The 25,714-nt window shown below is 53.4% G+C and carries 20 protein-coding genes and 1 pseudogene; 13 read left to right on the forward strand and 8 right to left on the reverse strand.

Annotated elements, in window-relative coordinates:
* Positions 1-45 precede the first annotated feature (45 nt).
* Complete coding sequence (locus tag AB182_RS12765) at positions 46-843, reverse strand: YdcF family protein (protein ID WP_047370434.1); 798 nt, start codon at positions 841-843, stop codon at positions 46-48.
* A gap of 216 nt (positions 844-1,059) precedes the next feature.
* On the opposite strand from AB182_RS12765, the pseudogene AB182_RS12770 reads away from it, so the two are divergent.
* The 7 genes and pseudogenes from AB182_RS12770 (at position 1,060) to AB182_RS12795 (ending at position 8,174) form a co-directional block, all read left to right on the forward strand.
* Positions 1,060-1,490: pseudogene (locus AB182_RS12770) on the forward strand (MarR family winged helix-turn-helix transcriptional regulator).
* The gene (locus tag AB182_RS12775; RefSeq protein ID WP_047370435.1) at positions 1,490-3,145 is read left to right on the forward strand and encodes an MFS transporter; all 1,656 of its coding nucleotides are present in this window, start codon (positions 1,490-1,492) and stop codon (positions 3,143-3,145) included. The pseudogene AB182_RS12770 and the gene AB182_RS12775 overlap by 1 nt, the downstream one beginning before the upstream one ends.
* Before the next feature lie 25 nt (positions 3,146-3,170).
* Positions 3,171-4,253: an HlyD family secretion protein gene (locus AB182_RS12780; protein WP_047370436.1), complete on the forward strand. Its 1,083-nt coding sequence runs from the start codon at positions 3,171-3,173 to the stop codon at positions 4,251-4,253.
* Positions 4,250-5,638, forward strand: a complete 1,389-nt coding sequence (locus tag AB182_RS12785; RefSeq protein WP_047370437.1) for an efflux transporter outer membrane subunit — start codon at positions 4,250-4,252, stop codon at positions 5,636-5,638. Before AB182_RS12780 ends, AB182_RS12785 begins: the two co-directional genes overlap by 4 nt.
* 15 nt (positions 5,639-5,653) lie before the next feature.
* Positions 5,654-6,313 (forward strand): O-methyltransferase, encoded by a 660-nt coding sequence (locus tag AB182_RS12790; protein WP_047370438.1) that lies wholly within the window; start codon positions 5,654-5,656, stop codon positions 6,311-6,313.
* Positions 6,306-6,461, forward strand: coding sequence for a hypothetical protein (locus AB182_RS32590; RefSeq protein WP_167337879.1), 156 nt, complete (start codon positions 6,306-6,308; stop codon positions 6,459-6,461). The genes AB182_RS12790 and AB182_RS32590 overlap by 8 nt, the downstream gene beginning before the upstream one ends.
* Positions 6,462-7,031: 570 nt before the next feature.
* Positions 7,032-8,174 (forward strand): IS481 family transposase, encoded by a 1,143-nt coding sequence (locus AB182_RS12795; protein WP_047368912.1) that lies wholly within the window; start codon positions 7,032-7,034, stop codon positions 8,172-8,174.
* A gap of 121 nt (positions 8,175-8,295) precedes the next feature.
* Here the strand turns inward: AB182_RS12795 and hrpA are convergent, their stop codons facing one another.
* Positions 8,296-12,198 (reverse strand): ATP-dependent RNA helicase HrpA, encoded by a 3,903-nt coding sequence (hrpA, locus tag AB182_RS12800; protein WP_047370439.1) that lies wholly within the window; start codon positions 12,196-12,198, stop codon positions 8,296-8,298.
* 201 nt (positions 12,199-12,399) lie between these two features.
* On the opposite strand from hrpA, the gene azoR reads away from it, so the two are divergent.
* Positions 12,400-13,005: an FMN-dependent NADH-azoreductase gene (gene azoR / locus AB182_RS12805; protein WP_039076975.1), complete on the forward strand. Its 606-nt coding sequence runs from the start codon at positions 12,400-12,402 to the stop codon at positions 13,003-13,005.
* Positions 13,006-13,009: 4 nt separating this feature from the next.
* Here the strand turns inward: azoR and AB182_RS12810 are convergent, their stop codons facing one another.
* Together AB182_RS12810 and AB182_RS12815 are read right to left on the reverse strand one after the other, a co-directional pair.
* On the reverse strand, positions 13,010-13,204 hold the full coding sequence (locus AB182_RS12810) for a YnbE family lipoprotein (RefSeq protein ID WP_047370440.1): 195 nt from the start codon (positions 13,202-13,204) through the stop codon (positions 13,010-13,012).
* A complete protein-coding gene (locus AB182_RS12815) occupies positions 13,201-15,843 on the reverse strand; it encodes a YdbH family protein (protein ID WP_047370441.1) in 2,643 nt (880 codons plus the stop codon). The genes AB182_RS12810 and AB182_RS12815 overlap by 4 nt, the downstream gene beginning before the upstream one ends.
* Before the next feature lie 208 nt (positions 15,844-16,051).
* Between AB182_RS12815 and AB182_RS12820 the strand changes: the two genes are divergently transcribed.
* Together AB182_RS12820 and hslJ are read left to right on the forward strand one after the other, a co-directional pair.
* Complete coding sequence (locus AB182_RS12820; RefSeq protein ID WP_047370442.1) at positions 16,052-17,041, forward strand: 2-hydroxyacid dehydrogenase; 990 nt, start codon at positions 16,052-16,054, stop codon at positions 17,039-17,041.
* Positions 17,042-17,153: 112 nt separating this feature from the next.
* Positions 17,154-17,582, forward strand: a complete 429-nt coding sequence (gene hslJ, locus AB182_RS12825) for a heat shock protein HslJ (protein WP_047370443.1) — start codon at positions 17,154-17,156, stop codon at positions 17,580-17,582.
* Here hslJ and AB182_RS30520 read toward each other — a convergent pair.
* From AB182_RS30520 to AB182_RS12835, 3 genes are all read right to left on the reverse strand, one after another.
* On the reverse strand, positions 17,576-17,842 hold the full coding sequence (locus tag AB182_RS30520; protein ID WP_071845877.1) for a putative hemolysin: 267 nt from the start codon (positions 17,840-17,842) through the stop codon (positions 17,576-17,578). The two genes, hslJ and AB182_RS30520, sit on opposite strands and share 7 nt — an antisense overlap.
* Before the next feature lie 296 nt (positions 17,843-18,138).
* Positions 18,139-18,345, reverse strand: a complete 207-nt coding sequence (locus tag AB182_RS12830; protein ID WP_047370444.1) for a hypothetical protein — start codon at positions 18,343-18,345, stop codon at positions 18,139-18,141.
* Between the two features lie 232 nt (positions 18,346-18,577).
* Positions 18,578-19,048: an Hsp20 family protein gene (locus tag AB182_RS12835; RefSeq protein WP_047370445.1), complete on the reverse strand. Its 471-nt coding sequence runs from the start codon at positions 19,046-19,048 to the stop codon at positions 18,578-18,580.
* A 548-nt stretch (positions 19,049-19,596) separates the two neighbouring features.
* On the opposite strand from AB182_RS12835, the gene nifJ reads away from it, so the two are divergent.
* Positions 19,597-23,121, forward strand: coding sequence for a pyruvate:ferredoxin (flavodoxin) oxidoreductase (gene nifJ, locus AB182_RS12840; RefSeq protein ID WP_047370446.1), 3,525 nt, complete (start codon positions 19,597-19,599; stop codon positions 23,119-23,121).
* Between the two features lie 122 nt (positions 23,122-23,243).
* Entirely contained in the window at positions 23,244-23,456 is a 213-nt protein-coding gene (locus AB182_RS12845; protein WP_047370447.1) for a KTSC domain-containing protein, read from the forward strand.
* 168 nt (positions 23,457-23,624) lie between these two features.
* Here the strand turns inward: AB182_RS12845 and AB182_RS33470 are convergent, their stop codons facing one another.
* Positions 23,625-24,101 (reverse strand): hypothetical protein, encoded by a 477-nt coding sequence (locus AB182_RS33470; RefSeq protein ID WP_047370448.1) that lies wholly within the window; start codon positions 24,099-24,101, stop codon positions 23,625-23,627.
* 424 nt (positions 24,102-24,525) lie between these two features.
* Here AB182_RS33470 and AB182_RS12860 point away from each other — a divergent pair.
* Positions 24,526-25,673 (forward strand): IS3 family transposase gene (locus tag AB182_RS12860; protein WP_120785385.1). Its coding sequence is split into 2 segments (ribosomal slippage): positions 24,526-24,763 and positions 24,763-25,673, totalling 1,149 coding nucleotides; the frame shifts between segments, so codons are not numbered across the junction.
* Positions 25,674-25,714 lie beyond the last annotated feature (41 nt).

The following is a 25,714-nucleotide window of genomic DNA, read 5'->3' on the forward strand; positions in this document are numbered from 1 at the left end:
CATTGACTGCCCGTTTGCGCCACCGCCGCCGCAAACGGGCATTGCTTAAACCAGCGAACGATGGCGCAGCGTTTCGTAAAGCACCTCATCAGCCGAAAGAACCTGCCATGCCTGTTCTACCGACGGGGGAAAATCAACGTGAACAATAAAATCGCGTCCTGCCGGACCATAGCCCTTCGCGTCGTCTCTTAAGCGCGGCACTTCACCTAAAATCAGAGATAAATAACGATCAACCGGCCACATCCCCTCTTTCGGAGATAAAAAAGCCAGACCATCAGGGGTATTAATCAGTTCAGGGGGAATCTCTGAGTAACTCAACCAGTGGGGGGCATTGGCACAGCCCTGGCTCGCGCGGGCAAATGTCGCCATCGTTCTGCGTTGCAGGGCGGGATCTTGCACAATCAATGCGGTTTTGACGTTCATGCTGTGCGATAACATCATGTCAATCGAGAATCGGGCATTTTCGCCACAGTTTGTCGACTGTTTTTCGACAACCATATTTTTGCGCTTAACCTTCCAGAATTTCTCTGCAATGTCCGCAATGATTTCCGCTTCTTTACGCCCCGTAGTGGGAATTAAATTGTACGCAGAGTGCCGGGAAACCGCGGCGTAAAGGAATGGCGTGGAATGCCCAATACCGCCACTAATGATCAAGGGAATATGCTGGCCCGACGCGATGACACAGGCTGCATCAATCACCGGAATAACCGAGTGGCCTGGGATAATCACCGCATCGACGTGGGCTGGCGCAGGTTTACTTGCAAAGTCATTTTGTGCCAGCCACTGACCCAGCGTATTCGCAGCCGCAAGCGTCGGTTCAGGTAAGCAGGGAAAAAGCGTCATGGAAAGAGCCCTCCTTTTTTAAGCCTCAATACAGCTTAGTGAAGCGTGACTACAGCGTAAAGCCCCGTAAAAAGCCCGTCCATTATGCAGGGCTAAACATATCTGTTGCCATCTTTACATGCTCTCCTACAAAACCTGTGCTTTCTAATACACTTGAAATATTCAGGCAGCGAACGATAAACTCGTTAGACATCTAACTAATCATCAGAAAACGATATGGATAACCGTGACCTCACTTTTTCTCATCTGCTCTATCTCACGGCACATCACTGGCGCCTGGCGGTCAACCGTCGCCTGCGTGGACTGGGCATGAGTCAGGCAGTTGGGTTGCGGTCGCCGCTATCGCCGGCAATGAAACCCCGTTATCGCAAAGTGAACTCGCGCAGGAGTTGGGCATTGAGAACGCCACGCTGGTACCGCTGATTAACCGCCTGGTAGAACAACAACTGGTACAGCGCGTATTGACCGATCAGGACAAGCGCAAACGCCTGCTGATAGCGACAGAACAAGGTATGGCGCTTTACTACCAGGTAAAGACAGTAGCCGATGACCTGCGTTAAGAGATTTTATCGGTCATCAGCCCCGAGGAGCAGGCACAAACCCGCCGGGTGCTGGAAAAACTGCTTATAGAAGTCGAGAAGAAGTAATGCGACTGCCGAAAAGCGATCCGTATGCACCACGGGAATGGGCACCACACGAAAAGCCGATGCTACTGGGGTCACCCTCAACCCCGTTTCACAGCACGCCTAAACGCATCGCCTATGGCATCGTCGGGCTGCTGGTCTGCATGACCGGTGCGCTGGGCAATGCAATGGTCACCGCGAATCTGCAAAACCTGCAAGGAACCTTTGCCGCCTGGTCGACGGAAATTGCCTGGCTACCCGCCGTCTACGTCATGACGAACGTATCTATCAATCTGCTGCTGGTTAAGTTCCGCCAGCAGTTCGGACTGCGTGCCTTTACCGAGGGATTTTTGGTGCTCTACGTGCTGGTGACCTTCTTTCACCTGTTCGTCAACGATCTCAGTTCAGCGTTACTGGTGCGTGCGGCTCATGGCATGGTTGCTGCGGCGCTCAGTTCGCTTGGGATCTATTATCAAATTCAAGCCTGGCCCGCCCGCCACCGCCTGAAGGCCCTGACAATAGGTATCACCGGTTCGTCGCTGGCGATTCCCATTGCCAGGCTATTTTCCACCGAACTCCTGCAACTTGATGAATGGCGCGGCCTCTACTTTTTCGAACTGGGCCTGGCGCTGATCTCCCTCGCCTGTGTGATGATGCTCAAACTTCCCCCTGGCGATCGCAAAAAGGTATTTGAAAAGAAGGATTTTATTACCTTCTTTTTGCTTGCGCCCGGCATGGCGCTGATTTGTGCCGTACTGTCGCTGGGTCGTCTGGACTGGTGGTTTGAAGCCCCGTGGATTGGCTGGTCGCTGGCGCTGGCTGTGGTGCTGATCGTAAGTGCCATTGTGTTCGAGCATAACCGCAGCAACCCGCTCTTAAATACGCGCTGGCTCTCCAGCGGCAGTATCGTACGACTTGGTTTAATTATGCTGTTAATCCGTATCGTGCTGGCAGAGCAAAACACCGGTGTATTTGGCTGGTTGCAGTATGTCGGTTTGCAGAATGAACAGATGACCAACCTCGCGTGGTCTATTCTCGCCGGGATTATCTGCGGCATTATCGCCAGTTGTCTGACCATAAAGCCCCAACGCCTGGCCTGGCCTATTGTTACGTCGCTGGTGTTGATGATCATTGCCTCGCTGATGGACAGTCAGTCAACCAGCCTGACGCGTCCGGACCAACTGATGATAAGCCAGTTTTTACTCGGTTTTGGCAGCGCCTTCTTCCTCGCGCCTGCGATGCTGGCCGGGATCGGCGGCGTGGTCGCCGATCCACGTAATCTGGTCAGCTTCTCGGTGCTGTTTGGGATGAGCCAGAATATCGGCGGGCTACTGGGTTCCGCCATTCTGGGGACATTCCAGACCTGGCGTGAGAAATACCATTCCAGCCTGCTTGCAGACCAGCTCACCACGCTTAACCCGCTGGTCAACGAGCGACTGCAACTCTACAGTCAGATGTACCAGAGCATGATTGGCGACAGCACATTACTGAGCGCACAGGCCGTCACGCAATTGCAGAACGTTTCCACCCTGGAAGCGAATATTCTCGCTTACAACGATACTTATCTGTTAACCGCCTCTGTCGCCGCCGCCACGCTGGTGTGGATATTCTGGCGACTGCTTCGCCTGCGTATCACCGCGCGTATCGTATTAAGACAGGCAACCGGAACCAAAAAATAAGAGTGCTAACTTCACTGGAGTCTCTATGAGTCAGCAGGATGCCGCCAAAGAGCGCGCAAATACCCGCAGTAACCTGCGTATTGTGTCAATTTTCGCCGCTGCCGCTATTGGCATTGTTGGCGTGCTGGTCATTCTTTACGCCTGGCAGTTACCCCCTTTTACCCGGCAAACCCAGTTTACCGATAACGCCTATGTGCGCGGTCTGACGACCTTCATTAGTCCTCAGGTAAACGGCTATATCACCCAGGTAAATGTTCAGGATTTCGCCAGGGTGAAAAAAGGCGATCTGCTGATGCAGATTGACGATCGTATTTATCGTCAGCGCGTCCATCAGGCGCAGGCGCAGCTGGCAATGAAAATCGCGGCGCTGAACAACAATATTCAGCAACGGAAAAGTGCCGAGGCGGTGATTCAGCGTAACGAGGCGGCGCTGGCCAGCGCGAAGGCACAGAATATCCAGTCGCAGGCGAACCTTAAACGCGTAAAAGCCCTGAGCGCAGACGGTTCACTCTCTGTTCGCGAGCGCGATGCGGCGCTCGCCAGCGCGGCACAGGGCAATGCCAGTATTGCGCAGGCGCAGGCCACCCTTGATGTCTCTCGTCAGGACCTACAGACCACTATCGTTAATCGCGGCGCCCTGGAAGCGGATGTAGAAAACGCCAAAGCGGCCCTGGAACTGGCGGACATCGACCTGCAAAACACCCGAATTGTCGCTCCGCGCGACGGCCAGCTTGGACAAATTAGCGTCAGACTGGGGGCATATGTCACTGCTGGTACACATTTGACGTCACTGGTCCCCGCCCAGCATTGGGTTATCGCTAATCTTAAAGAGACGCAACTGGCAAATGTTCATCCCGGTCAGCCGGTACGATTCACCGTCGATGCGCTGGACGGCAAAGCGTTTGAAGGACGCGTTGAAAGTATCTCTCCGGCGACTGGCGTGGAATTTAGCGCCATTTCGCCGGACAACGCCACGGGCAACTTTGTGAAAATCGCCCAGCGTATTCCGGTGCGCATTGCAGTGAACGGTAAAGAGGAAGACATTGCCCGCTTGCGTCCCGGTATGTCGGTACAGGTCCATATTGATACCCGGGAGGGAAAACAATGACCGTTCGCCCTCTCGTCGCACTCACCTGTCTGTTACTGACGGCGTGCCAGTCCGTTGACGTTAAACCGGCAAAACCCTCGTTACAGATCCCCGCAGACTGGCGTAGCGCCGTCGGTCCATCAAGTTCAGTCGAGAAAGTCTGGTGGCGCAATTTTCATGATAACGCGCTCAACACCTATGTAGATCAGGCGCTGCGCTATAACAGCGACGTGCTGATTGCCCGTGAGCGGGTCAATGAATACCAGGCTCGGGTTTACGGCGCCGAGGGCAGTCTCTTTCCTTCGCTCAGCGCTGGTGTTAGCGGCACGCGCGCCCGGAGTCAGTCGGCGGTCACAGGTTTGCCCATCTACAGCACGTTATATAAAGGCACGCTAACGGCCAGTTATGATGTGGATATCTGGGGTGTTCATCGCAATACCACCGATGCCGCTCAGGCTTCGCTGGCGGCACAAAAAGCCGCGGCCGCGGCGGCTGATTTGACCGTTGCCTCCTCAGTTGCATCCGGCTACGTCAGTCTGCTTTCGCTTGATAATCAACTGCGGGTCACCGAATCGACCTTAAAAGCCCGGGAAGAAGCGTTCAGGCTGGCGCAACGGCAATATGAAATGGGATACAGTTCGCGGTTGGAACTGATGCAGTCAGATTCTGAGATGCGCGCGACGCGGGCACAAATTCCTGGCTTACGTCACCAAATCGCCCAGCAGGAAAATGCGCTCAGTCTGCTCATCGGTGCCAATCCTGGCCGCATCGCCCGACAAAATGCACTCGATCAACTTACGCCACTGCAGATCCCGTCAAATTTGCCGTCGTCATTACTTAACCGCCGTCCGGATATTGCCCAGGCGGAACAACAGCTGATCGCCGCCGATGCCACGCTGGCTTCCGCCCGTGCCAGTTTGCTGCCATCCCTCAATCTCACCGCCACGGGAAGCATTCAGGACAGAACCCTGCCCGGTTTACTGGATAATCCGCTCCAGCTCTGGAGCGTTGGCGGCAGTATTCTGGCCCCGTTGCTTAATCGTCAGGCGCTGAATGCGCAGGTCGATGTGACGGCGTCACAACGCAATCAGGCGCTGTATGCCTATGAAAAGACAGTGCGAAATGCCTTTAAAGAGGTCAACGACAGTCTGGACGCGATAACCCATTTGCAGGAACAACTCACGGAGTTGCAGGCGCAAACGCGGGTCGCGCAGGAGGCATTACGCATTGCGCAAAATCGCTATCGCAACGGTTATGCCTCCTATCTTGATGAACTTGATGCCCAGCGCACGCTATTCTCCGCGCAGCTCAGCGTCGTTCAGGCTAAAAGTAACCTGCTACTGGCACAAATCGATTTATATCGCGCGCTGGGCGGAGGATGGTCCTCGCCAGCAGTGAGCGGTTAACCAGGGAGTTATGCTATGCAGAAACAGTGGTCAAATGTCGATAATTATCTGATTGAAAAGCTCATCCCAAAGGATGACATGCTTGAGCAAGTGCTGGCGAATAACCAGCGAGCAGGGCTTCCCGCCATTGATGTGGCGGCCAATCAGGGTCAGCTACTGGCCCTTTTTGTGCGCATGACGGGGGCGAAACGTATCCTTGAAATCGGTACGCTCGGCGGCTACAGCACCATCTGGATGGCGCGCGAGTTACCGGCCGACGGGGAATTGTTGACGCTGGAAGCCGACGCGCATCACGCCAGCATTGCCCGGCAGAATCTGCAACTCGCAGGGCTGGATGAACGAGTCAATGTGGTTGAAGGCCCTGCGCTGGACACCCTCGAAAAATTGGGCGACCGCCCGCCATTTGATTTGATTTTTATTGATGCCGACAAACCAAACAACCCAGCTTATCTGCGCTGGGCGCTGCGGTATTCCCGCCCCGGCACATTAATCATTGGCGACAATGTGGTCCGTGACGGTGAGGTGACCAATCCGCAGAGCGATGACGAAAGGGTGCAGGGCGTCAGAACCTTTATTGAAATGATGGGCGAAGACCCTCGGCTAACCGCAACGGCGATTCAGACGGTGGGTAGCAAAGGCTGGGATGGATTTACCCTGGCGTGGGTGAATGCCTGAATTCATTTACCCGGCTGGCGCTTCGCTTAGCCGGGCTACGTATCAGCGCAACCGCAACATCGAACCGTACCCCGGATCAGGCGTTTACGCCGCCATCCGGGGGAACAACACCCCACGGCAACATAACACCCGCAACATCGAAGCGTAGATACTGTGAACGTCTTCAACCCTTTTTAGTCTTGGCTTACTCGTTTTCGCGCATGATAACCATAGCGACATCTTTGTCCCCCCTGGCGCAGAGCGTGCAGCGAGGGGGTTGAGTCCCCGCTGAAATCGGTGAGACGAAGACCCGATGACAAGGGCAGGCCGCCAGGGATGGCGGACTGAGGTTTGTCGAGACACGACAAAAGCGTCCGGAGCGATTTTGAACAACGCAACGCGTTGGCCCGAAGGGCGAGCCCCAGGGATGGGGCGAGTAACTCGAGTCAAACCGACCGCAGGCAACGGGGCGGGAGGCGAACGCAGTGCGAAGCATCGATTTCTTTGCGGGGCCGCGGGGATTGTAAAGGGGAACGCGGTGTTCCCCTTTACCCGTTCACGTGTTCGAGGGTGACATTTCGCCATGAACATACGGTGAACGAAATCCACCTCCCGAGCCACATTTCCCCCCTCACCCTGGCCCTCTCCCTTGTACAGTCCGGAGACATAGTGAACGCTTGTTCGGGGACATGGTGGACACTTACAACTGAGGCATAAGAACCCGTTTATGGAGTCGCTTATGCCCTGGGATGCGAGAGATACCATGTCATTACGTTCTGAGTTTGTACTGTTCGCCTCGCAGGACGGGGCGAACCTCCGGGCACTCTGCCGTCATTTCAACATTTCGCCGTCCACCGGCTACAAGTGGCTTCGCCGCTGGACTGAGGAAGGCGCCGCCGGCCTTGCTGACCGTTCCCGTGCGCCTCTGCATTCGCCCCGGCGAACCGATGACCGTGTGACGGACCTGCTGCGCATGGCCCACTGCGCCCATGAACGCTGGGGCGCCCGTAAGATTAAGCGCTGGCTTGAGGACCGCGGACACGTTCTGCCCGCGTTCAGCACCGTGCACAACCTGATGGCCCGCCACGGTCTGCTGCCGGGAGGCACACCCGGCATTCCTGCCACCGGACGCTTCGAACACACCGCGCCCAACCAGCTCTGGCAGATGGATTTTAAAGGTCACTTTCCTTTTGCCGGTGGCCGCTGCCACCCGCTCACCCTGCTGGATGACCATTCCCGGTTCTCGCTCTGTCTCGCACACTGTCCTGATGAACGGCTCACAACCGTCCGGCAACAGCTGGTGAGGGTGTTTGAACGTTACGGTCTGCCGGCGCGGATGACGATGGATAACGGCGCGCCCTGGGGCGACACCACAGGAAGCTGGACCGCGCTGGAGCTGTGGCTGATGCGCCAGGGTATCCGGGTGGGGCATTCGCGGCCTTACCATCCACAGACGCAGGGCAAGCTGGAACGTTTTCACCGCAGCCTGAAGGCCGAAGTGCTGCAGGGCCGGTGGTTCACGGACGCCAGCCAGTTACAGCAGGTGTTCGACGACTGGCGCGCGGTCTATAACCTGGAGCGTCCACATGAAGCGCTGGACATGGGGGTCCCGGCGTCACGTTATCAGCCGTCATCGCGGCAGTACAGCGGGGCGGTTCAGCCGCCGGACTATGATGAGGGCGTGCAGGTGAGGAAGGTGGATGTGAGCGGGAAGCTGAGCATAAAAGGAGTGAGCCTGAGTGCAGGGAAAGCGTTCAGGGGTGAATATGTGGGCCTGCGTGAAACGGCAGAGGATGGCTGCTATGAGGTGTGGTGGTACAGCACGAAAGTGGGGATGATCGACCTGAAAAAGAGGTCGATCATCATGGGGAAAGGGTGTTAAAAAGTGTTCACCATGTCCCCGAACACCTGTCTACCATGTCTCCGGACCGTACACCCTCAGGGAGAGGGAACCGATCCCGTAGCCCGGATAAGGCGTTTACGCCGCCATCCGGGGATACAATTTACGCGTTCACCTGTTCCATCGCCTGCAACACGCGCTTATCGGAGACTGGATACGGCGTGCCGAGTTGTTGCGCAAAATAACTGACGCGAAGCTCTTCAATCATCCAGCGAATCGCTTTCACCTCTTCATCTTCACGACGCGCTGGCGGTAGCTTATTCAGCCACTGCTGCCACGCCTGCTGAACCTGTTCGACTTTCAGCATTTGTGCCCGGTCGCGGTGCGGATCAACCGCCAGCTTCTCCAGACGCTTTTCAATTGCGTGCAGGTAACGCAGCGTATCACCCACGCGGCGGAAGCCATTGCCGGTAACGAAACCGCGATAAACCAGCCCGCTCATTTGCGCTTTGATATCCGACAACCCCAGTGCCATGGTCATATCAACGCGCCCTTTCAGCCGCTTGTTGATATTGAACACCGCGGTGAGGATTTGTTCGACCTGTTTGGCGATATCCACCACCGTTTCATTCAGGTCAGCCCGGACTTTTTCGTGCAGCGCTGTAAACCCCTCTTCCGTCCAGACCGGTCCGCCCGCTTCGTCAATCAACTTATCAACGCCGCAGGAGATGCAGTCATCAATCAAGTCCAGAACCTTGCCATACGGGTTAAAGTACAGACCTAGCTTGGCTTTGTTCGGCAACTTCTCGTGCAAATATTTGATTGGCGAGGGAATATTTAACAACAACAGACGACGTAACCCGTTCCACATCGCCTGCTGCTGATCCAGCGGATTATCAAACAACTTAATGGCTACACTGTCGCGCTCATCTACCAGCGCCGGCCAGGCCTTCACCTTATAGTTTCCGCGTTTCTGCTCGTAGCTTTCCGGAAGCTGACCGAAGCTCCAGATATGCAACCCGCTTTGCTCAATACCGTCGTCCGCTACCGCGGAAAGCGTCTCCTGAACTTTACCTTTCAGCGATTCTTTCAGTGCAGTTAACGACGGACCTTCGGCGAGTTTCTTGTTCTTATCATCCACCACCCTGAAGGTGATTTTCAGGTGGTCGGGAACCTGATCCCAGTGCCAGTCTTCGCGATCAATCGTGTGCCTGGTCATGCGCCGAAGCTCACGCTCCAGCGCCTCTAACAGTGGCAGTTCAAGCGGCGTTACGCGGCCTAAAAACGCTTCCGCGTAGTTTGGCGCCGGTACAAAGTTACGTCTTACTGGTTTGGGTAATGATTTAATCAACGCAATCACCAGCTCACGACGCAGCCCCGGAATTTGCCATTCAAACCCGCTTTCGTCTACCTGGTTAAGCAGCGGCAGTGGAATATGCACCGTCACACCATCGGCATCCGTACCCGGTTCAAACTGATAGGTCAGACGCAGTTTCAGGTTGCCCTGATGCCAGAAATTGGGGTAATCCAGCTTACTGACCTTCTCCGCCCCTTCTTTGATGAGCATGCTCTTTTCAAAGTTGAGCAGATCCGGGGTTTCATGGCTCGCTTTCTTCCACCAGCTATCGAAATGGCGGGCCGAGATCACGTCATGGCTGATGCGCTGGTCATAGAACTCAAACAACGTATCGTCATCGACCAGAATGTCGCGGCGACGGGATTTGTGTTCAAGCTCTTCGATTTCAGCGCGCAGTTTGAGATTGTCGCGGAAAAAGGCATGGCGCGTCTGCCAGTCACCTTCCACCAGCGCGTGGCGAATGAACAACTCACGGCACAGGGCCGGGTCAATCTGGCTATAATTCACGCTGCGGGCGGCGACAATCGGCAGGCCGTAAACCGTTACCTTCTCCGTTGCCATCACCGCACCCTGCGAACGTTCCCAATGCGGTTCACTGTAAGAACGTTTGATCAGGTGTTGGGCGACAGGTTCCACCCATTCCGGATCGATACGCGCCGCGATGCGCCCCCACAGTCGGCTGGTTTCCACCAGTTCGGCCACAATGACCCACTTCGGCGGCTTTTTGAATAACCCGGAACCCGGAAAAATCGAAAAGCGGGCATTACGCGCACCGGTAAACTCCTGCTTATCGGCATCTTTCATCCCGATATGCGACAGCAGCCCGGTCAGCAACGCAATATGGATTTCACGATACTCTGCCGGTTCACTGTTCACCGGAATACCAAGCTCTTTTACTACCTGGCGCAGTTGAGTGTAGATATCCTGCCACTCGCGCACGCGCAAGTAGTTAAGAAAATCGACGCGGCACTGGCGGCGGAACTGGTTCGACGACAGTGCTTTTTGCTGCTCGCCGAGGTAGTTCCACAGGTTCACAAAGGCGAGGAAATCGGATTCTTTGTCGTGGAAGCGGCGATGTTTTTCATCGGACGCCTGCTGCTTGTCCATCGGACGCTCGCGCGGATCCTGAATGGAAAGCGCCGAAGTAATGATCATCGCTTCGCGCACACAGCCATGTTTTTGCGCTTCCAGCACCATACGGGCCAGACGTGGGTCTACCGGCAACTGGCTGAGCTGACGCCCCATCGGGGTTAATTTGTAGGCGGTGGCCTGCTCGTCAGTGGTGATAGCGCCGAGTTCTTCCAGCAGTCGCACACCGTCCTGGATATTGCGTTTATCCGGCGCTTCAACAAACGGGAACGCGGCGATATCGCCCAATCCCAGCGCGGTCATCTGCAGAATGACGGACGCAAGGTTGGTACGCAGAATTTCCGGGTCGGTAAATTCCGGGCGCGACAGGAAATCATCTTCCGAATAAAGACGAATACAAATCCCTTCGGAAACACGCCCGCAACGGCCTTTACGCTGGTTTGCGGAAGCCTGGGAGACCGGCTCAATCGGCAGGCGTTGTACTTTGGTACGGTAGCTGTAGCGGCTGATACGCGCGGTACCGGGATCAATCACATATTTAATGCCCGGCACCGTCAGCGAGGTTTCCGCTACGTTGGTCGCCAGCACAATGCGCCGCCCGCTGTGCGACTGAAACACGCGGTTCTGTTCGCTGTTCGACAGCCGCGCGTACAGCGGCAGCACTTCGGTATGGCGCAGATCGCGCTTGTTCAGCGCATCGGCGGTATCGCGGATTTCACGTTCACCGCTCATAAAAATCAGAATATCGCCCGGCGCTTCCTGACTGAGTTCGTCAACCGCATCGAAAATGGCCTGTAACTGATCGCGCTCGGTATCGTCCGCTTCTTCGACAATCGGACGGTAGCGCACTTCCACGGGATAGGTACGCCCCGATACTTCGATGATCGGCGCATTATTAAAGTGGCGCGAGAAACGTTCCGGATCGATGGTCGCCGAGGTAATGATGATTTTCAGATCCGGACGCCGGGGTAATAACTCTTTCAGGTAACCGAGCAGGAAATCAATATTCAGGCTGCGCTCGTGCGCTTCATCAATGATGATGGTGTCGTACTGCATCAACAGGCGATCCTGCTGAATTTCTGCCAGCAATATACCGTCGGTCATCAGCTTGACCATCGTGTTGTCGCTGACATGGTCGCTAAAACGGACTTTATAGCCGATACAATCGCCCGGCTCGGTTTGCAGCTCTTCGGCAATACGGTTCGCGACGGTACGCGCCGCCAGACGACGCGGCTGGGTATGGCCAATCAGCCCCTTCACCCCACGCCCCAGTTCCATACAGATTTTTGGTAACTGCGTGGTTTTCCCGGAGCCGGTTTCCCCCGCAACAATCACGACCTGATTGTCACGCACGGCGTCAAGAATCGCCTGTTTCTTCTGGCTGACCGGCAGGTTATCGGGATAGGTAATGGCAGGACGAGACGCCTCGCGCAGCACAACCTTCCCTGCGGCCTCGTTCATCTCCTGACGCATTGCCTGAAAAATGCCCTGCTGTGCTTCAGGATTTTTAACTTTCTTTGCCCCTTGCAAGCGACGGGCAAAACGCAACCGATCGCGTAGCATCAGCGAGTCTAACTGCTGATGTAGATCGGATAAGGTCAATTTCTGTTGTTCTGTCATAGTGTTATCGGTCAGCGCACTGACGGAAAAAATCTCTTTGGCTTAATACCCGTAGAATACCACATCGTAATAAATCATTTCTTGTTCAAGAAATTCGAACATAGGATTCGATATATTGCGCTATTCATGCAGCAGTTTTGTGAATAGAGTGTCATACAGCAACGGGGCACGCGCCCCATATCAAATAACAAGGATACACCCATGAGCAAAGTATTAGTTCTTAAATCCAGTATTCTGGCAGGGTACTCTCAGTCTGGTCAGTTGGCTGACTATTTTGTTGATCAGTGGAAAGCAAAACACGCCGCTGATGAAATCACCGTTCGCGACCTGGCTGCAAACCCTATTCCGGTACTGGATGGCGAACTGGTTGGCGCACTGCGTCCTTCCGACGCGCCGCTGACTCCGCGTCAACAGGAAGCGCTGGCGCTTTCTGACGAACTGATTGCGGAACTGCAGGCGCATGATGTGATTGTCATTAATGCCCCGATGTACAACTTTAACATCCCGACACAGCTGAAAAACTATTTTGACCTGGTTGCTCGTGCTGGCGTGACCTTCCGTTATACCGAGAAAGGCCCGGAAGGTCTGGTAACCGGTAAACGTGTTGTTGTTGTTTCCAGCCGTGGTGGTATCCATAAAGACACCCCGAGCGATCTGGTCGCCCCGTACCTGAAACTTTTCCTGGGCTTTATCGGTATCACTGACGTGAACTTCGTGTTCGCAGAAGGTATCGCTTACGGTCCGGAAGTGGCTACCAAAGCGCAGACCGACGCGAAAGCGGCGATCGACAGCCTGGTCGCAGCCTGAGTATTTACCCTCCTGCGCTCGCAAGAGGGTTCTGTTTCTCCAGCAGCGTCTCCACTTCCTTATCTGCTTTAATATTGATGTCATGCTCGATCTTCACATTCATATTGATGGTGATCGGCTCTTTCGGTGCAGCCACCTCAATCCGCGGCGTACAGGCAGCCAGCATCATTGTCATCGTTATCACTGGCAGCGTTTTCATTGTTTATCCTCACACTTTTTTCCATTCGCACAGGGAACCGCGGGTAACTTTGCCTTTTGTTTTAGCAGAGACTGAAGATTGTCGCCGAAGCGCAAACTGCGCCATAACTCAAAGACATTCTCTTCGTGGGCATAGTTCAGGTTCACCGTATTACTCTTTCCTTCCACAAAACTGGTGCCTTTAATGGCCGCCTTCATTTTCAATACGCCCTGGCGGTCCAGATTGAGCGTCGTCCAGGAGCGTGATATCTCCATATAGCGCAACCAGTTGATTGCCGCACCGGCCGCTATATTATCTTTCACCAGAGCGTCAGCCGTGTCTTTGTCCACCCGTAAAGTCATGGGACCGGGGTTATGCAGCCAGCCGTCTTTGATAATCCATGTGCTGTTGTTATCCAGCCATAAAGGTAGCGCGCCGTCGAAAGGACCGGACATTGCGAACTGTTTAGGGTTAATGGCGCTGATTAACTCGCTTGAAGAGATATTACGCAAGCGTAGCAGCGCCGGATCGTGTTGCGGTAAACGCAACTGACTCATCGTCACTTTTCCGCCCAGGACATCAATACTCACGTCACTCAACTGTAAGGGATTTTCTTCACTCCAGGGATAATTGCCCTGTAAATCGGCAGCAATATTGCGTGCGGTTACCTGATTGACAACTTCACCAATACGCAACGATACCGGTCTGCGCGTCCCCAGTTGCCAGTTTCCTTCGCGGTAACGAAAAGGCAGGACGAAATCGACGCCTGAGAATTGGTTATCCGGCATCCAGGCGCTGCCGCCACGCAACACGCCGTGCCCACCCGCTTCAAAGCCCTGCCCGGCGGCGGCGGAAAAGGCGACCTGAGCATAAAGAGAACCATCCAGTAAATTCATCTTCCAGTCGGGCGGAACCAAAGGCTGGAAAACCGTCAGTGACTGACGCGGCCACCATGCCTGTCCCCGCAGGCGCTCACCGTCCCAACGCCCGTTTACCCGCACCGGCCCTATTTTTTCCGCGCGTAAATCGCCTTTGAACTGGAAGATCGTCGGTTCGCTCCCTTCAACGCTAAACGTTAAGGTTGAAGGCGGCAGGATGCTCCCGCCGGTGAAGGTAGTCTTGCCGGCATCAAGGGTTAACCCGCCGCTGAAAAGCGGGTGATCCGCATCACGCAGCCAACGCACGGGTTCATTCAGCACCAGACGTGGCGAGCTAACATGCATCGTGCCGTATTTTAACTGGTCAAAACCGGTAGACAAATCATTGAGTAAAATAGTTTTATCACGCCATTCGCCCCGTCCATTGACATCCCAACGGGCACTCATAGGGGTAAAATTGCCTGTCCCCCAGTAACGCCATTGCCACAGCCCATCGTCTGGCAGGAAATCACGTGCCTGGCCGTCAAGGTGTAAAACAAAATCACCCATCGCGTTTTCATGGGCACGGAGAATGGCCTGTAACCGCCCGTCCACGCCCGCTCTGGTGACTTTGACGCCCGCCAGAGGCCAACGAACATCATCAATATTGAGTGCGTCAATCACGCGTCCACTGGAGCGCAGCAACGCGCCGGGCGTAAACGCCAGTTTCGGGTCGCTGAGCCCGCCTGTCAGGTGAGCAGGCAGCACGGCGTAGAAAATCATCTCACCCTGTTTAGCTTCGCCCGTCAGTTGCAGCGGCATATCGCTGTTCACACTATCCAGACGCCCCGGCCCTATGGTGAGTACTGCGTTCCCTTTACCGGCATCGCCCTGCGTCAGGACGTTCAGGCGCCCGCGGATTTCTGCGTTCTGCAAACCATCCTGCCAGCCATCGATACGTAATCCGATGCGCCCGCTTAAGGGAAAACCCTGATAAGGCCAGTTCCAGCGACCATCGCTAATGGTCAAACGTTCCCGTGTCGCCTGCCAGGGCAGATCCAAAATAGGTTCTGGATTGTCGCGTGCGGTAATGATCAGTTGCCCTTCGTTATTACGCCACTCCAGATCGGCATCGACCAGGAATGGTTCCGTCGGTAGCGTAAGCGTGGTGCTGGCATGACCATTAACCGGGAGGCCATCAGGTACATTTGGCAGGATAAACTCGCCGCCCAGCGTGACGGGCGGTTCGCCCTCGATCAGACGCAACTGCATTTGCGTCAGCGTGAGCAACTGTCCGCGCAGACGGGCCCCGAAGGAAACCTGCGCGCCGTCATAGTGGATCACCTGAACCTCTTCGGATAACGCCAGCGAGATTTTCCCTTGCCACTCCTGCCAGGGCGAGACGGTGAAGCGGTCAATATCAACCCACGTTTTAGGCAGCATGGATTGCCATTCTGCCAGGGTTGTCGGCGCACCCGGAGACGGTTCCGTATCGGGAAGTTTTGCCAGACAGGCCGTGTTGATGTCCAACGACCCTATTTCGAGCTTCCAGCGGCTCGGATGCGTCAGGTGCGCATTTTTGACCAGCGCCAGAGGGCAATCCTCAATCAGATAATGCAAATCAGGGATTTCCAACGAATGGCGGGTAAAACGTGGGCTGTCTTCAAAAACAATACGCGTACCGGCTGGTAGCCAGATGCCTGCGAGCGTGGGCACCCAATACGCGAGCGTAAGCAGCAGCGTCAGCGGCAGCAAAATAAACAGCAGTAGCAGTGCGATTGCGGCTTTGTATTTACCCTTCATGGGCAGTTAATATCCTGATTTTGCGTATAATTAAGCCGATTCTGGCCATTATTGTGGCATGTTTAGCCTGACAGGTGAAGTCGTTGCCCATTTTAAGCGTAGATGTTTTAAACTGTTTTATATGTCTCTGTTTATCAAATATTTTTTAGTATTTACACGATTATTTTAATCATGCTAATGTGGTGAAAAATCTAATGGAGAAAGTCTTATGAAACTCGCGGTATACAGCACAAAGCAATACGATAAAAAGTATTTGCAGCACGTAAACGAGCATTTCGGCTACGAGATTGAATTTTTCGACTTTCTACTTACCGAGAAAACGGCAAAAACGGCTAATGGCTGCGAGGGCGTCTGCATTTTTGTTAATGATGACGGCAGTCGCCCGGTCCTGGAAGAGCTGAAAAAGCATGGCGTGAAATTCATCGCGCTACGTTGTGCCGGCTTCAATAACGTCGACCTGGATGCGGCAAAAGAGTTAGGACTAAAAGTCGTGCGTGTTCCGGCTTATTCTCCCGAAGCCGTGGCAGAGCATGCTGTCGGTATGATGATGGCGTTGAACCGCCGCATTCACCGCGCTTATCAGCGTACCCGTGACGCCAACTTCTCTCTGGAAGGTCTGACGGGCTTTACTATGCACGGTAAAACGGCCGGTGTTATTGGTACCGGGAAAATTGGCGTCGCCGCTCTGCGCATCCTGAAAGGTTTCGGTATGCGTCTGCTGGCATTTGATCCTTACCCGAGCGCTGCTGCACTTGAGTTAGGCGTAGAATATGTCGACCTCACGACCCTCTTTACTGAGTCCGATGTTATCTCTCTGCACTGCCCACTGACGCCGGAGAACTACCACCTGCTTAACCACGCAGCCTTCGATCAAATGAAGGATGGCGTCATGATCGTGAACACCAGCCGTGGCGGTCTGATTGATTCACAAGCGGCAATTGAGGCACTGAAAAACCAGAAAATCGGTTCGCTGGGAATGGATGTGTACGAAAACGAACGCGATCTCTTCTTTGAAGACAAGTCGAACGACGTCATTCAGGATGATATTTTCCGTCGCCTGTCGGCATGTCATAACGTGCTCTTTACCGGGCATCAGGCATTTTTGACGGCAGAAGCGCTGATCAGTATTTCTGAAACCACACTGAATAATCTGCGTCAGCTTGAGAACGGCGAAACCTGTCCTAACGCGCTGGTGTAAACGCTGTGGTTCCCTTCCTGCGAAGGGAACCCTTTAAGACAATTCCTGCCAATATCAGATTACCGCAGTCTGTTACTATCCTGCCGTTATGTTGATTTTCTTTGAGGACCAGATGAAAAGGATCATTACTCTGTTAGCCTTTAGCGCGCTGCTATCCGGTTGCGTAAGTCACGGCGTGAGCAAAAATTCAGTAAACGAAACACAGCTTGCACAGCACCGCTTCGTGCTGGAAACAGTAAACGGACAAGCCGTCGATAAGGGCGAGCATCCGGCAGAAATCCATTTTGACGCTAAAATGCTTGTCTCTGGCAGCATGTGCAATCGCTTTACGGGTCAGGGGAAATTATCCGAAGGCACGCTGACGGTGAAAAAGATGGCGATGACGCGGATGATGTGTGCTGATGCCCAGCGCAACGCGCTGGACAATGTCATCGGTAAAATGCTCAGTGAAGGTGCACAGGTCGATCTAACCGATGGCCAGCTTACGCTGACAACCGCCGATCAAACCTTGATTTACACCCAGGCAGACCAGGCTCAGTAAGCGCCACAACTTCCGGCGGCAAGCGACTGTTCGCTACAGCGTTTGCCGTTAGGTAGCGCGCACATCCCGATAGCAGATCCATCCAGTTGACGTGCGACAGACAATGACCCACCGATCATTGCACAATTCGCCTCGCCGCTGCTGGACATGGACGCGCGTAATCCCGGCGCCACATGTGCGGCCGTTGCCTGCTGTACGGGTTCACTGCTGCATGCAGAGAGTAATAACACAGCACACCCTACCCAAAACGCTGAACGCATTTCTCATCCCCCAATGATTTAGCAAAACCTAAGCATCATAGGCAGCACAGCGCGGTACGTCGAGAGCGCAACCGCACCTTTATGCGTTCTGGAAACATTTTGATGCTATTTTTTTGCGCAAACGCAAAATAGTAAACCGCAATGCGTTGGCCAACGCCATGGCTGGGAGGTTCTGGAGATAAAAAAACGATTCAGATTTATGTGCTGCGTAGTGGGACGATCGTGCGCGATTGGTCAAGTCGGAAATAAAAAACCTGTCAGAGGGACAGGTTCTCTAAGACTTTTTACACACGCGTTCAGCGATGTGCCTTACGGAAGAACTGTTCCATTGATTCTCTGACATGTTCATCAGGATTTTCGGCAATATCACCCTCCCCGGATGAATGTCGGACGACATTATTGTGCCCCTGCAAAAGAACCGGAGGCTGTTCTGTGTAAGCTGCGGCCGAACCCAATGACAAAATCAGTAAAAACCACGCCGTTCTTAACGTCTTACCCATCATCAATGACCCTGTATGTTGGTAACATGCAGCGGCTATATTGCTGGAGCAAAAGTAAAAAGTTGTATGCGATGTTTAAACGTATCCAGGAAGCTGTGAACAACTGCATGGGCGGAAAAATTCTGCGGGCGAAACAGCACCGGCGGATTCGCGTTAATTGCGCGGCCTATCTGGCGTCTGCCTGCAAAAAAGGCCCGCCTGAGCGGGCCTGTGACAGGCAAAATATTAACGGAAATTATTCAGCTTGATGCTCAATCACTTTTTGGCTGTTCTCAATGGCGATTTTCCGCGGTTTTTCATGTTCAGGAATATCCTGATAGATAGTCACTTCTAAAAGCCCGCTTTCCAGTTTTGCATTACTGACCTTCGCATGCTCTGGTAACGAGAAACTTAAACGAAAATCGGAACGACGTATGCCTCGGTAAATCCACCCTTGTTCATCCTGGGAGTCATTAACAGCACGTTTACCCGAGATATGGAGAGTGCCGCCCACGGTTTCGATTTCAAGCTCGTCTTCTTTCCAGCCTGGAACGCTTACGTTTAGGAGATAGTTATTTTCATCAACTTTTTTCAGGTCATAGGCGGGTAACGCCGAAACAGGCGAATCCCCAGTTAACTGACTAAAAAGTTTATCGATACGGTTGAAACGGTCAGCAAAGACAGAATCAGAAAAGCCCGGAAGTGCTGACAAGGTTCTGAGTGCCATAAATTAACCTCCTGAATGTTGGATTCAAAAGTTCAAGTTAAAGGCAAGCCTGGCTTGTCCGCTGATTAAAATAAGCACTGAAAACCGTTTTTCAAGGGCTCAAAAAAAATTTTTCCCTGTTGTGCGTCACAGGGATTCACATAACCCCCTGCAAAACGAAGTAGTGCTACTCACGGGAAAATGGCGATAACAAAATTGCGCTATTTTCCGGGTGAATGAACATAACACGACACGCTCAAGTGGTTACCACCAGAGCCCGAACGACTGAATAGAATACATTTATCAGGCTGATAACTGCCGCCAGAGCCCATGAGATCAAAAACCTCCGGCCTCTGGCTGTCTATACTGACGTAAAGCATGGCGAAGAGGGGCAACTGGAATGGGAAAAGGACAAACCACGAGCCCCCTGAAAACGAAGCGAAGAGACACCAGAATAAACCCGATAAATCTATTAAATAAAAAATGCCTGTAACTGCGCAATTCCAGAGAGTCGCAATGCACGCATAACGTCGCTTTAAAACTGACATTTAAGCAATGAGAGTTTCCATATGATTACTATTGACGGTAATGGCGCGGTCGCTTCGGTGGCGTTCCGTACCAGTGAAGTTATCGCCATCTATCCCATTACGCCAAGCTCAACCATGGCTGAGCAGGCAGATGCCTGGGCCGGAAATGGGCTCAGTAACGTTTGGGGTGATACGCCACGCGTTGTGGAGATGCAATCAGAAGCCGGGGCTATTGCTGCGGTACACGGTGCGCTGCAGACGGGCGCCCTCTCCACCTCCTTTACCTCGTCGCAGGGTCTGTTACTGATGATCCCGACGCTGTATAAACTCGCCGGTCAGCTCACACCGTTCGTATTACACGTAGCGGCCCGTACGGTTGCCACTCATGCGCTCTCTATATTTGGCGATCATTCTGATGTGATGGCCGTCAGACAGACTGGCTGTGCGATGCTCTGTGCGGGTAGTGTTCAGGAAGCGCAGGACTTTGCGCTGATTTCACATATCGCGACGTTGAAAAGCCGTGTGCCGTTTATTCATTTCTTTGATGGCTTCCGAACCTCGCACGAAATCAACAAGATTGTACCGCTCTCTGACGACACGATCCGCGCCCTGATGCCGCAGGACGATATTGATGCCCACCGTTCACGCGCGCTTAATCCGGAACACCCGGTCATTCGCGGTACCTCCGCCAACCCGGATACCTTTTTCCAGTCGCGCGAAGCAACCAACCCCTGGTACAACGCCGTCTATAACCACGTTGAGCAGGCTATGGATGCGTTTGCAACCGCCACCGGACGTCAGTACAAACCGTTTGAATATTACGGACATCCTCAGGCTGAGCGCGTTATTATCCTGATGGGGTCGGCGATTGGTACCTGTGAAGAGGTCGTCGATGAACTGCTCACCCGTGGTGAGAAAGTCGGCGTACTGAAAGTGCGTTTGTTCCGCCCGTTCAGCGCACAGCATCTGCTTTCCGTCTTACCGGAGTCGGTAAAAACTATTGCCGTACTCGATCGCACAAAAGAGCCGGGTGCACTGGCTGAACCCCTCTATCTGGACGTGATGACCGCACTCGCAGAAGCCTTTAACCATGGTGAACGTGAAACGCTGCCCCGCGTTATCGGTGGACGCTACGGCTTGTCATCCAAAGAGTTTGGCCCGGATTGTGTATTGGCCGTCTTCAATGAGTTGCGTGCCAGCAAACCTAAACCGCGTTTTACCGTCGGCATTTATGATGACGTGACAAACCTGTCGCTGCCCTTGCCGGAAAACACGTTGCCCTCAACATCCCGGCTGGAAGCCCTGTTTTATGGACTTGGTAGTGACGGAAGTGTTTCGGCCACCAAGAACAACATCAAAATTATCGGTAATTCAACCCCATGGTATTCGCAGGGGTATTTTGTTTACGACTCCAAAAAAGCGGGTGGCCTGACAGTGTCACACCTGCGCGTCAGTGAACATCCGATTCGTTCGGCTTATCTGGTATCACAGGCGGATTTCGTTGGCTGCCATCAATTGCAATTTATTGATAAATACCAAATGGCGGAGCGCCTGAAACCCGGCGGCATTTTCCTGCTCAATACCCCGTACAATGCGGACGAAGTGTGGGATCGACTGCCGCAGGAAGTCCAGGCCGTCCTGAACCAGAAGCAAGCCCATTTCTACGTCATTAACGCAGCGAAAATTGCCCGCGAATGTGGACTGGCCGCGCGTATCAACACGGTTATGCAGATGGCCTTCTTCCATCTGACCCGGATCCTGCCGGGTGACAGCGCGCTGGCAGAGTTGCAGGGCGCAATTGCAAAAAGTTACAGCAATAAAGGTCAGGAACTGGTTGAACGCAACTGGCAGGCGCTGGCGATGGCGCGCGAATCGCTGTTTGAAGTTCCGTTGCAGCAGGTAAATCCTGCCAGCGCGCACCGTCCGCCGGTGGTCTCCGATGCCGCACCCGATTTTGTCAAAACCGTCACAGCCGCCATGCTGGCAGGCCTGGGCGACGCCCTGCCCGTCTCTGCGCTGCCGCCAGACGGCACCTGGCCGATGGGGACCACGCGCTGGGAGAAACGCAATATCGCCGAAGAGATCCCTGTCTGGAAAGAGGAACTCTGTACGCAATGTAACCACTGCGTTGCGGCCTGCCCGCATTCAGCTATTCGCGCCAAAGTCGTTTCACCGGAGGCGATGGAACATGCCCCGGCAAGTCTGCATTCGCTGGATGTAAAATCCCGCGATATGCGCGGCCAGAAGTATGTATTACAGGTAGCGCCAGAGGATTGCACCGGCTGCAACCTGTGCGTCGAAGTTTGCCCGGCCAAAGATCGTCAGAACCCGGACATTAAAGCCATCAATATGATGTCGCGTCTGGAGCACGTTGAAGAAGAGAAAGTGAATTTCGATTACTTCCTCAATCTGCCGGAAATTGACCGCAGCAAACTGGAACGTATCGATATTCGTACCTCGCAGCTTATCAGCCCACTGTTCGAATATTCCGGTGCCTGTTCCGGCTGTGGTGAAACGCCGTATATCAAGCTGCTGACCCAGCTTTATGGCGATCGTATGCTGATAGCTAACGCTACCGGTTGTTCGTCGATTTATGGCGGTAACTTACCTTCCACGCCGTATACCACCGATGCGGCAGGACGTGGCCCGGCATGGGCAAACTCCCTGTTTGAGGATAACGCCGAGTTTGGTCTGGGCTTCCGCCTGACCGTCGATCAGCACCGCAAACGCGTGATGCGCCTGCTGGAACAATTCTCCGGGCGCATTCCGGACGAACTCAATGATGCGTTGCATGCCGACGCGACTCCGGAAGTGCGTCGTGAACAGGTTGCTGCGCTGCGTCAGGCGCTGGCCGGTGTCGAGGAAGCCAAAGCGTTGTTGACCGATGCCGATGCGCTGGTTGAGAAATCTATCTGGCTGATTGGCGGTGACGGCTGGGCCTATGACATAGGCTTTGGCGGCCTCGATCATGTGTTGAGCCTGACCGAGAACGTCAACATCCTTGTGCTGGATACCCAGTGTTATTCCAACACCGGTGGTCAGGCATCGAAAGCCACGCCACTTGGTGCAGTCACCAAGTTTGGCGAACATGGCAAGCGTAAGGCACGTAAGGATCTTGGCGTCAGCATGATGATGTACGGTCATGTTTATGTTGCGCAGATTTCACTTGGCGCGCAGCTCAACCAGACGGTCAAAGCGATTCAGGAGGCAGAAGCCTATCCTGGCCCGTCGTTGATCATTGCCTATAGTCCCTGCGAGGAACATGGCTATGACCTGGCGTTAAGTCATGATCAGATGCGTCAACTCACGGCAACCGGCTTCTGGCCACTTTATCGCTTCGACCCGCGCCGTGCGGATGAAGGCAAATTGCCGCTGGCACTCGATTCCCGTCCGCCGTCCGATGCGCTGGCCGAAACGCTGCTCAACGAGCAACGTTTCAGACGCCTCAACGCCCAGCAACCGGAGGTGGCAGAACAACTCTGGAAAGATGCCGCCGCCGATTTGCAAAAACGTTATGACTTCCTCGCCCAAATGGCGGGTAAATCGGAAAAAAGTTCGACAGAATAATGGGATAAGCCGAACAAAAAGCCTGCATATTTGCAGGCTTTTTGTTTCTGTGCGTCTTGCAACAGACCGCGCATCTGGTGGATGATAGACCTTCCCCGCGCCAGGTTGTAAAGGACACCCGCATGCGACACCATCCCGTAAAATCCTCCCGTATTGCGTCCATTGGCTATGATGAGCGCACAAATACGCTGGAAGTCCGCTTTAATGATAAAAGCGCATTGCAGTACCACGGCGTGCCGGAAAGAATTTTCACCGTATTTCTGACGGTTGTATCAAAAGGCCGCTACTACGACGGCGTAGTAAAAGGCAAATTCCCGGAACAGAAAGTGGTCTGAAGGACGGGCATTTCCTCACAATACCTACAAAAAACTCGCCTGTTCACTGAAAATCCTGCCATAACAGACATCGCTGATATAAAACTGTCAAATAACTCAGCCATACTCATGTTCAGACCTGAACCACTGTCTGACTATTCCTTCGCAATTGAGAACAATTGAATGAAATTAAGCAGAACTCGCCGCACGATGCAGATTCACTGGAGCCTGCAACGCCAACGCGAAAATCAATGGAAGAAGTTCAGCCTTGTGCTGACTAACCGCAGATCCTGAGTAACTGTCCTTGTCCGCCGTTATGTGCTCAACGTAACGGCAATACTCTTTCCCCTTATGTCTAAAACAGTTATCCAGGCAATGGTCGGTAAGCAATATTCCGCTTTTCGCGTGATAACATTTGCACAGTCGATCCGCTTTGGGTAATGTTCTCTCCTGCTTTTTCACCTCAGGCATTAGAGAACAGTTATGAGACTGGGTATTGCTTTCCCTATCATTGTATTTATCGTCGCAGTCGCGTTTCTCAGCTGGTTTATCATTGGTGGCTACGCTACGCCGGGCTAATAGCGGCAGGCCTGAAAACTTCTCTCGTGGAAGCCGCGAATCAGATACTCCTCGTCCTCCCGCCAGCAGGAACAGCGCCGTCAGCATAATGCCGGCTGCGATGGTCGTTGTTGCATTTTTCTTCGATAGAAATAGTCCGTATTCACGAACCAGCTGATTGCCGGTATCTGCTTTTTAACCAGCAAAGATGGCTTTAATAAAATCCCTCCTGGAGCATTCGCCGAAGTTACTTGACAGACAGACCTGAACGAAATACTCCCTACGCGCGAGCACAGGCAGTACCGGGTAGATTGGCTGTTTAATAATTACGTATGTTGAATATTGGTTGATGGTTATACCTCAATCAGCTGTCATACAATCATTGCCGATGTCCATGAGCTGGCAGTTCGAAATTACCATCCCAACCGTTCTAATAATATTTGATACTTAACACTGATTAATCAATTCATGAATCGCCACGGGTTTAACAGACACCTCAGAGTCATTTAAGATGGCTTAAAGAGAGGTGCCCATGAGCGGTAAGCGTTATCCCGAAGAGTTTAAAACTGAAGCAGTCAAACAGGTTGTTGATCGCGGTTATTCTGTTGCCAGCGTTGCAACACGTCTCGATATCACCACCCACAGCCTTTATGCCTGGATAAAGAAGTACGGTCCGGATTCTTCCACTAATAAAGAACAGTCAGATGCTCAGGCCGAGATCCGCCGTCTCCAGAAAGAGCTGAAACGGGTTACCGACGAACGGGACATATTAAAAAAAGCCGCGGCGTACTTCGCAAAGCTGTCCGACTGAGGTACGCCTTTATCCGTGACAACTCCTGTTGCTGGCCTGTTCGCCTGCTCTGTCGGGTGCTGGATGTTCATCCCAGTGGTTTTTACGCCTGGCTTCAGCAGCCGCATTCACAACGCCATCAGGCAGACCTGAGACTGACAGGACAGATTAAACAGTTCTGGCTGGAATCGGGATGCGTCTATGGTTATCGCAAAATCCATCTGGATCTGCGTGACAGCGGGCAACAGTGCGGAGTAAACAGAGTCTGGAGACTGATAAAACGTGTCGGAATAAAGGCTCAGGTCGGATACCGAAGCCCGCGGGCACGTAAAGGCGAGGCCAGTATCGTGTCACCCAACAGGCTCCAGCGACAGTTCAATCCGGATGCTCCTGATGAGCGTTGGGTAACGGACATAACCTACATCAGGACCCACGAAGGCTGGCTGTATCTTGCCGTTGTTGTTGATCTGTTCTCACGCAAAATTATCGGCTGGTCCATGCAATCCCGGATGACAAAGGACATTGTCCTGAACGCACTGCTGATGGCTGTATGGCGGCGTAATCCCGAAAAACAGGTGCTGGTTCATTCGGTTCAGGGCAGTCAGTACACAAGCCATGAGTGGCAGTCGTTCCTGAAATCACACGGCCTGGAGGGTAGCATGAGCCGTCGCGGTAACTGCCATGATAATGCGGTTGCAGAAAGTTTTTTCCAGTTGTTGAAACGTGAACGGATAAAGAAAAAGATCTACGGAACGCGGGAAGAAGCCCGCAGTGATATTTTTGATTACATCGAAATGTTTTATAACAGTAAGCGTCGGCATGGTTCTAGCGAACAGATGTCACCGACAGAATATGAAAACCAGTATTATCAACGGCTCGGAAGTGTCTAGATTATCCGTGGCGATTCATCATTCTCATTTAATGGGGGGTT

This window comes from Phytobacter ursingii (assembly GCF_001022135.1).
GTDB classification, from domain to species: Bacteria; Pseudomonadota; Gammaproteobacteria; order Enterobacterales; family Enterobacteriaceae; genus Phytobacter; species Phytobacter ursingii.

Bases quoted from the DNA above. Each gene is read 5' to 3' on its own strand.
- AB182_RS12765 (WP_047370434.1), bottom strand. From the start codon at position 843: ATGACGCTTTTTCCCTGCTTACCTGAACCGACGCTTGCGGCTGCGAAT.
- AB182_RS12775 (WP_047370435.1), top strand. From the start codon at position 1,490: ATGCGACTGCCGAAAAGCGATCCGTATGCACCACGGGAATGGGCACCA.
- AB182_RS12780 (WP_047370436.1), top strand. From the start codon at position 3,171: ATGAGTCAGCAGGATGCCGCCAAAGAGCGCGCAAATACCCGCAGTAAC.
- AB182_RS12785 (WP_047370437.1), top strand. From the start codon at position 4,250: ATGACCGTTCGCCCTCTCGTCGCACTCACCTGTCTGTTACTGACGGCG.
- AB182_RS12790 (WP_047370438.1), top strand. From the start codon at position 5,654: ATGCAGAAACAGTGGTCAAATGTCGATAATTATCTGATTGAAAAGCTC.
- AB182_RS32590 (WP_167337879.1), top strand. From the start codon at position 6,306: ATGCCTGAATTCATTTACCCGGCTGGCGCTTCGCTTAGCCGGGCTACG.
- AB182_RS12795 (WP_047368912.1), top strand. From the start codon at position 7,032: ATGCCCTGGGATGCGAGAGATACCATGTCATTACGTTCTGAGTTTGTA.
- hrpA (WP_047370439.1), bottom strand. From the start codon at position 12,198: ATGACAGAACAACAGAAATTGACCTTATCCGATCTACATCAGCAGTTA.
- azoR (WP_039076975.1), top strand. From the start codon at position 12,400: ATGAGCAAAGTATTAGTTCTTAAATCCAGTATTCTGGCAGGGTACTCT.
- AB182_RS12810 (WP_047370440.1), bottom strand. From the start codon at position 13,204: ATGAAAACGCTGCCAGTGATAACGATGACAATGATGCTGGCTGCCTGT.
- AB182_RS12815 (WP_047370441.1), bottom strand. From the start codon at position 15,843: ATGAAGGGTAAATACAAAGCCGCAATCGCACTGCTACTGCTGTTTATT.
- AB182_RS12820 (WP_047370442.1), top strand. From the start codon at position 16,052: ATGAAACTCGCGGTATACAGCACAAAGCAATACGATAAAAAGTATTTG.
- hslJ (WP_047370443.1), top strand. From the start codon at position 17,154: ATGAAAAGGATCATTACTCTGTTAGCCTTTAGCGCGCTGCTATCCGGT.
- AB182_RS30520 (WP_071845877.1), bottom strand. From the start codon at position 17,842: ATGCGTTCAGCGTTTTGGGTAGGGTGTGCTGTGTTATTACTCTCTGCA.
- AB182_RS12830 (WP_047370444.1), bottom strand. From the start codon at position 18,345: ATGATGGGTAAGACGTTAAGAACGGCGTGGTTTTTACTGATTTTGTCA.
- AB182_RS12835 (WP_047370445.1), bottom strand. From the start codon at position 19,048: ATGGCACTCAGAACCTTGTCAGCACTTCCGGGCTTTTCTGATTCTGTC.
- nifJ (WP_047370446.1), top strand. From the start codon at position 19,597: ATGATTACTATTGACGGTAATGGCGCGGTCGCTTCGGTGGCGTTCCGT.
- AB182_RS12845 (WP_047370447.1), top strand. From the start codon at position 23,244: ATGCGACACCATCCCGTAAAATCCTCCCGTATTGCGTCCATTGGCTAT.
- AB182_RS33470 (WP_047370448.1), bottom strand. From the start codon at position 24,101: ATGCTGACGGCGCTGTTCCTGCTGGCGGGAGGACGAGGAGTATCTGAT.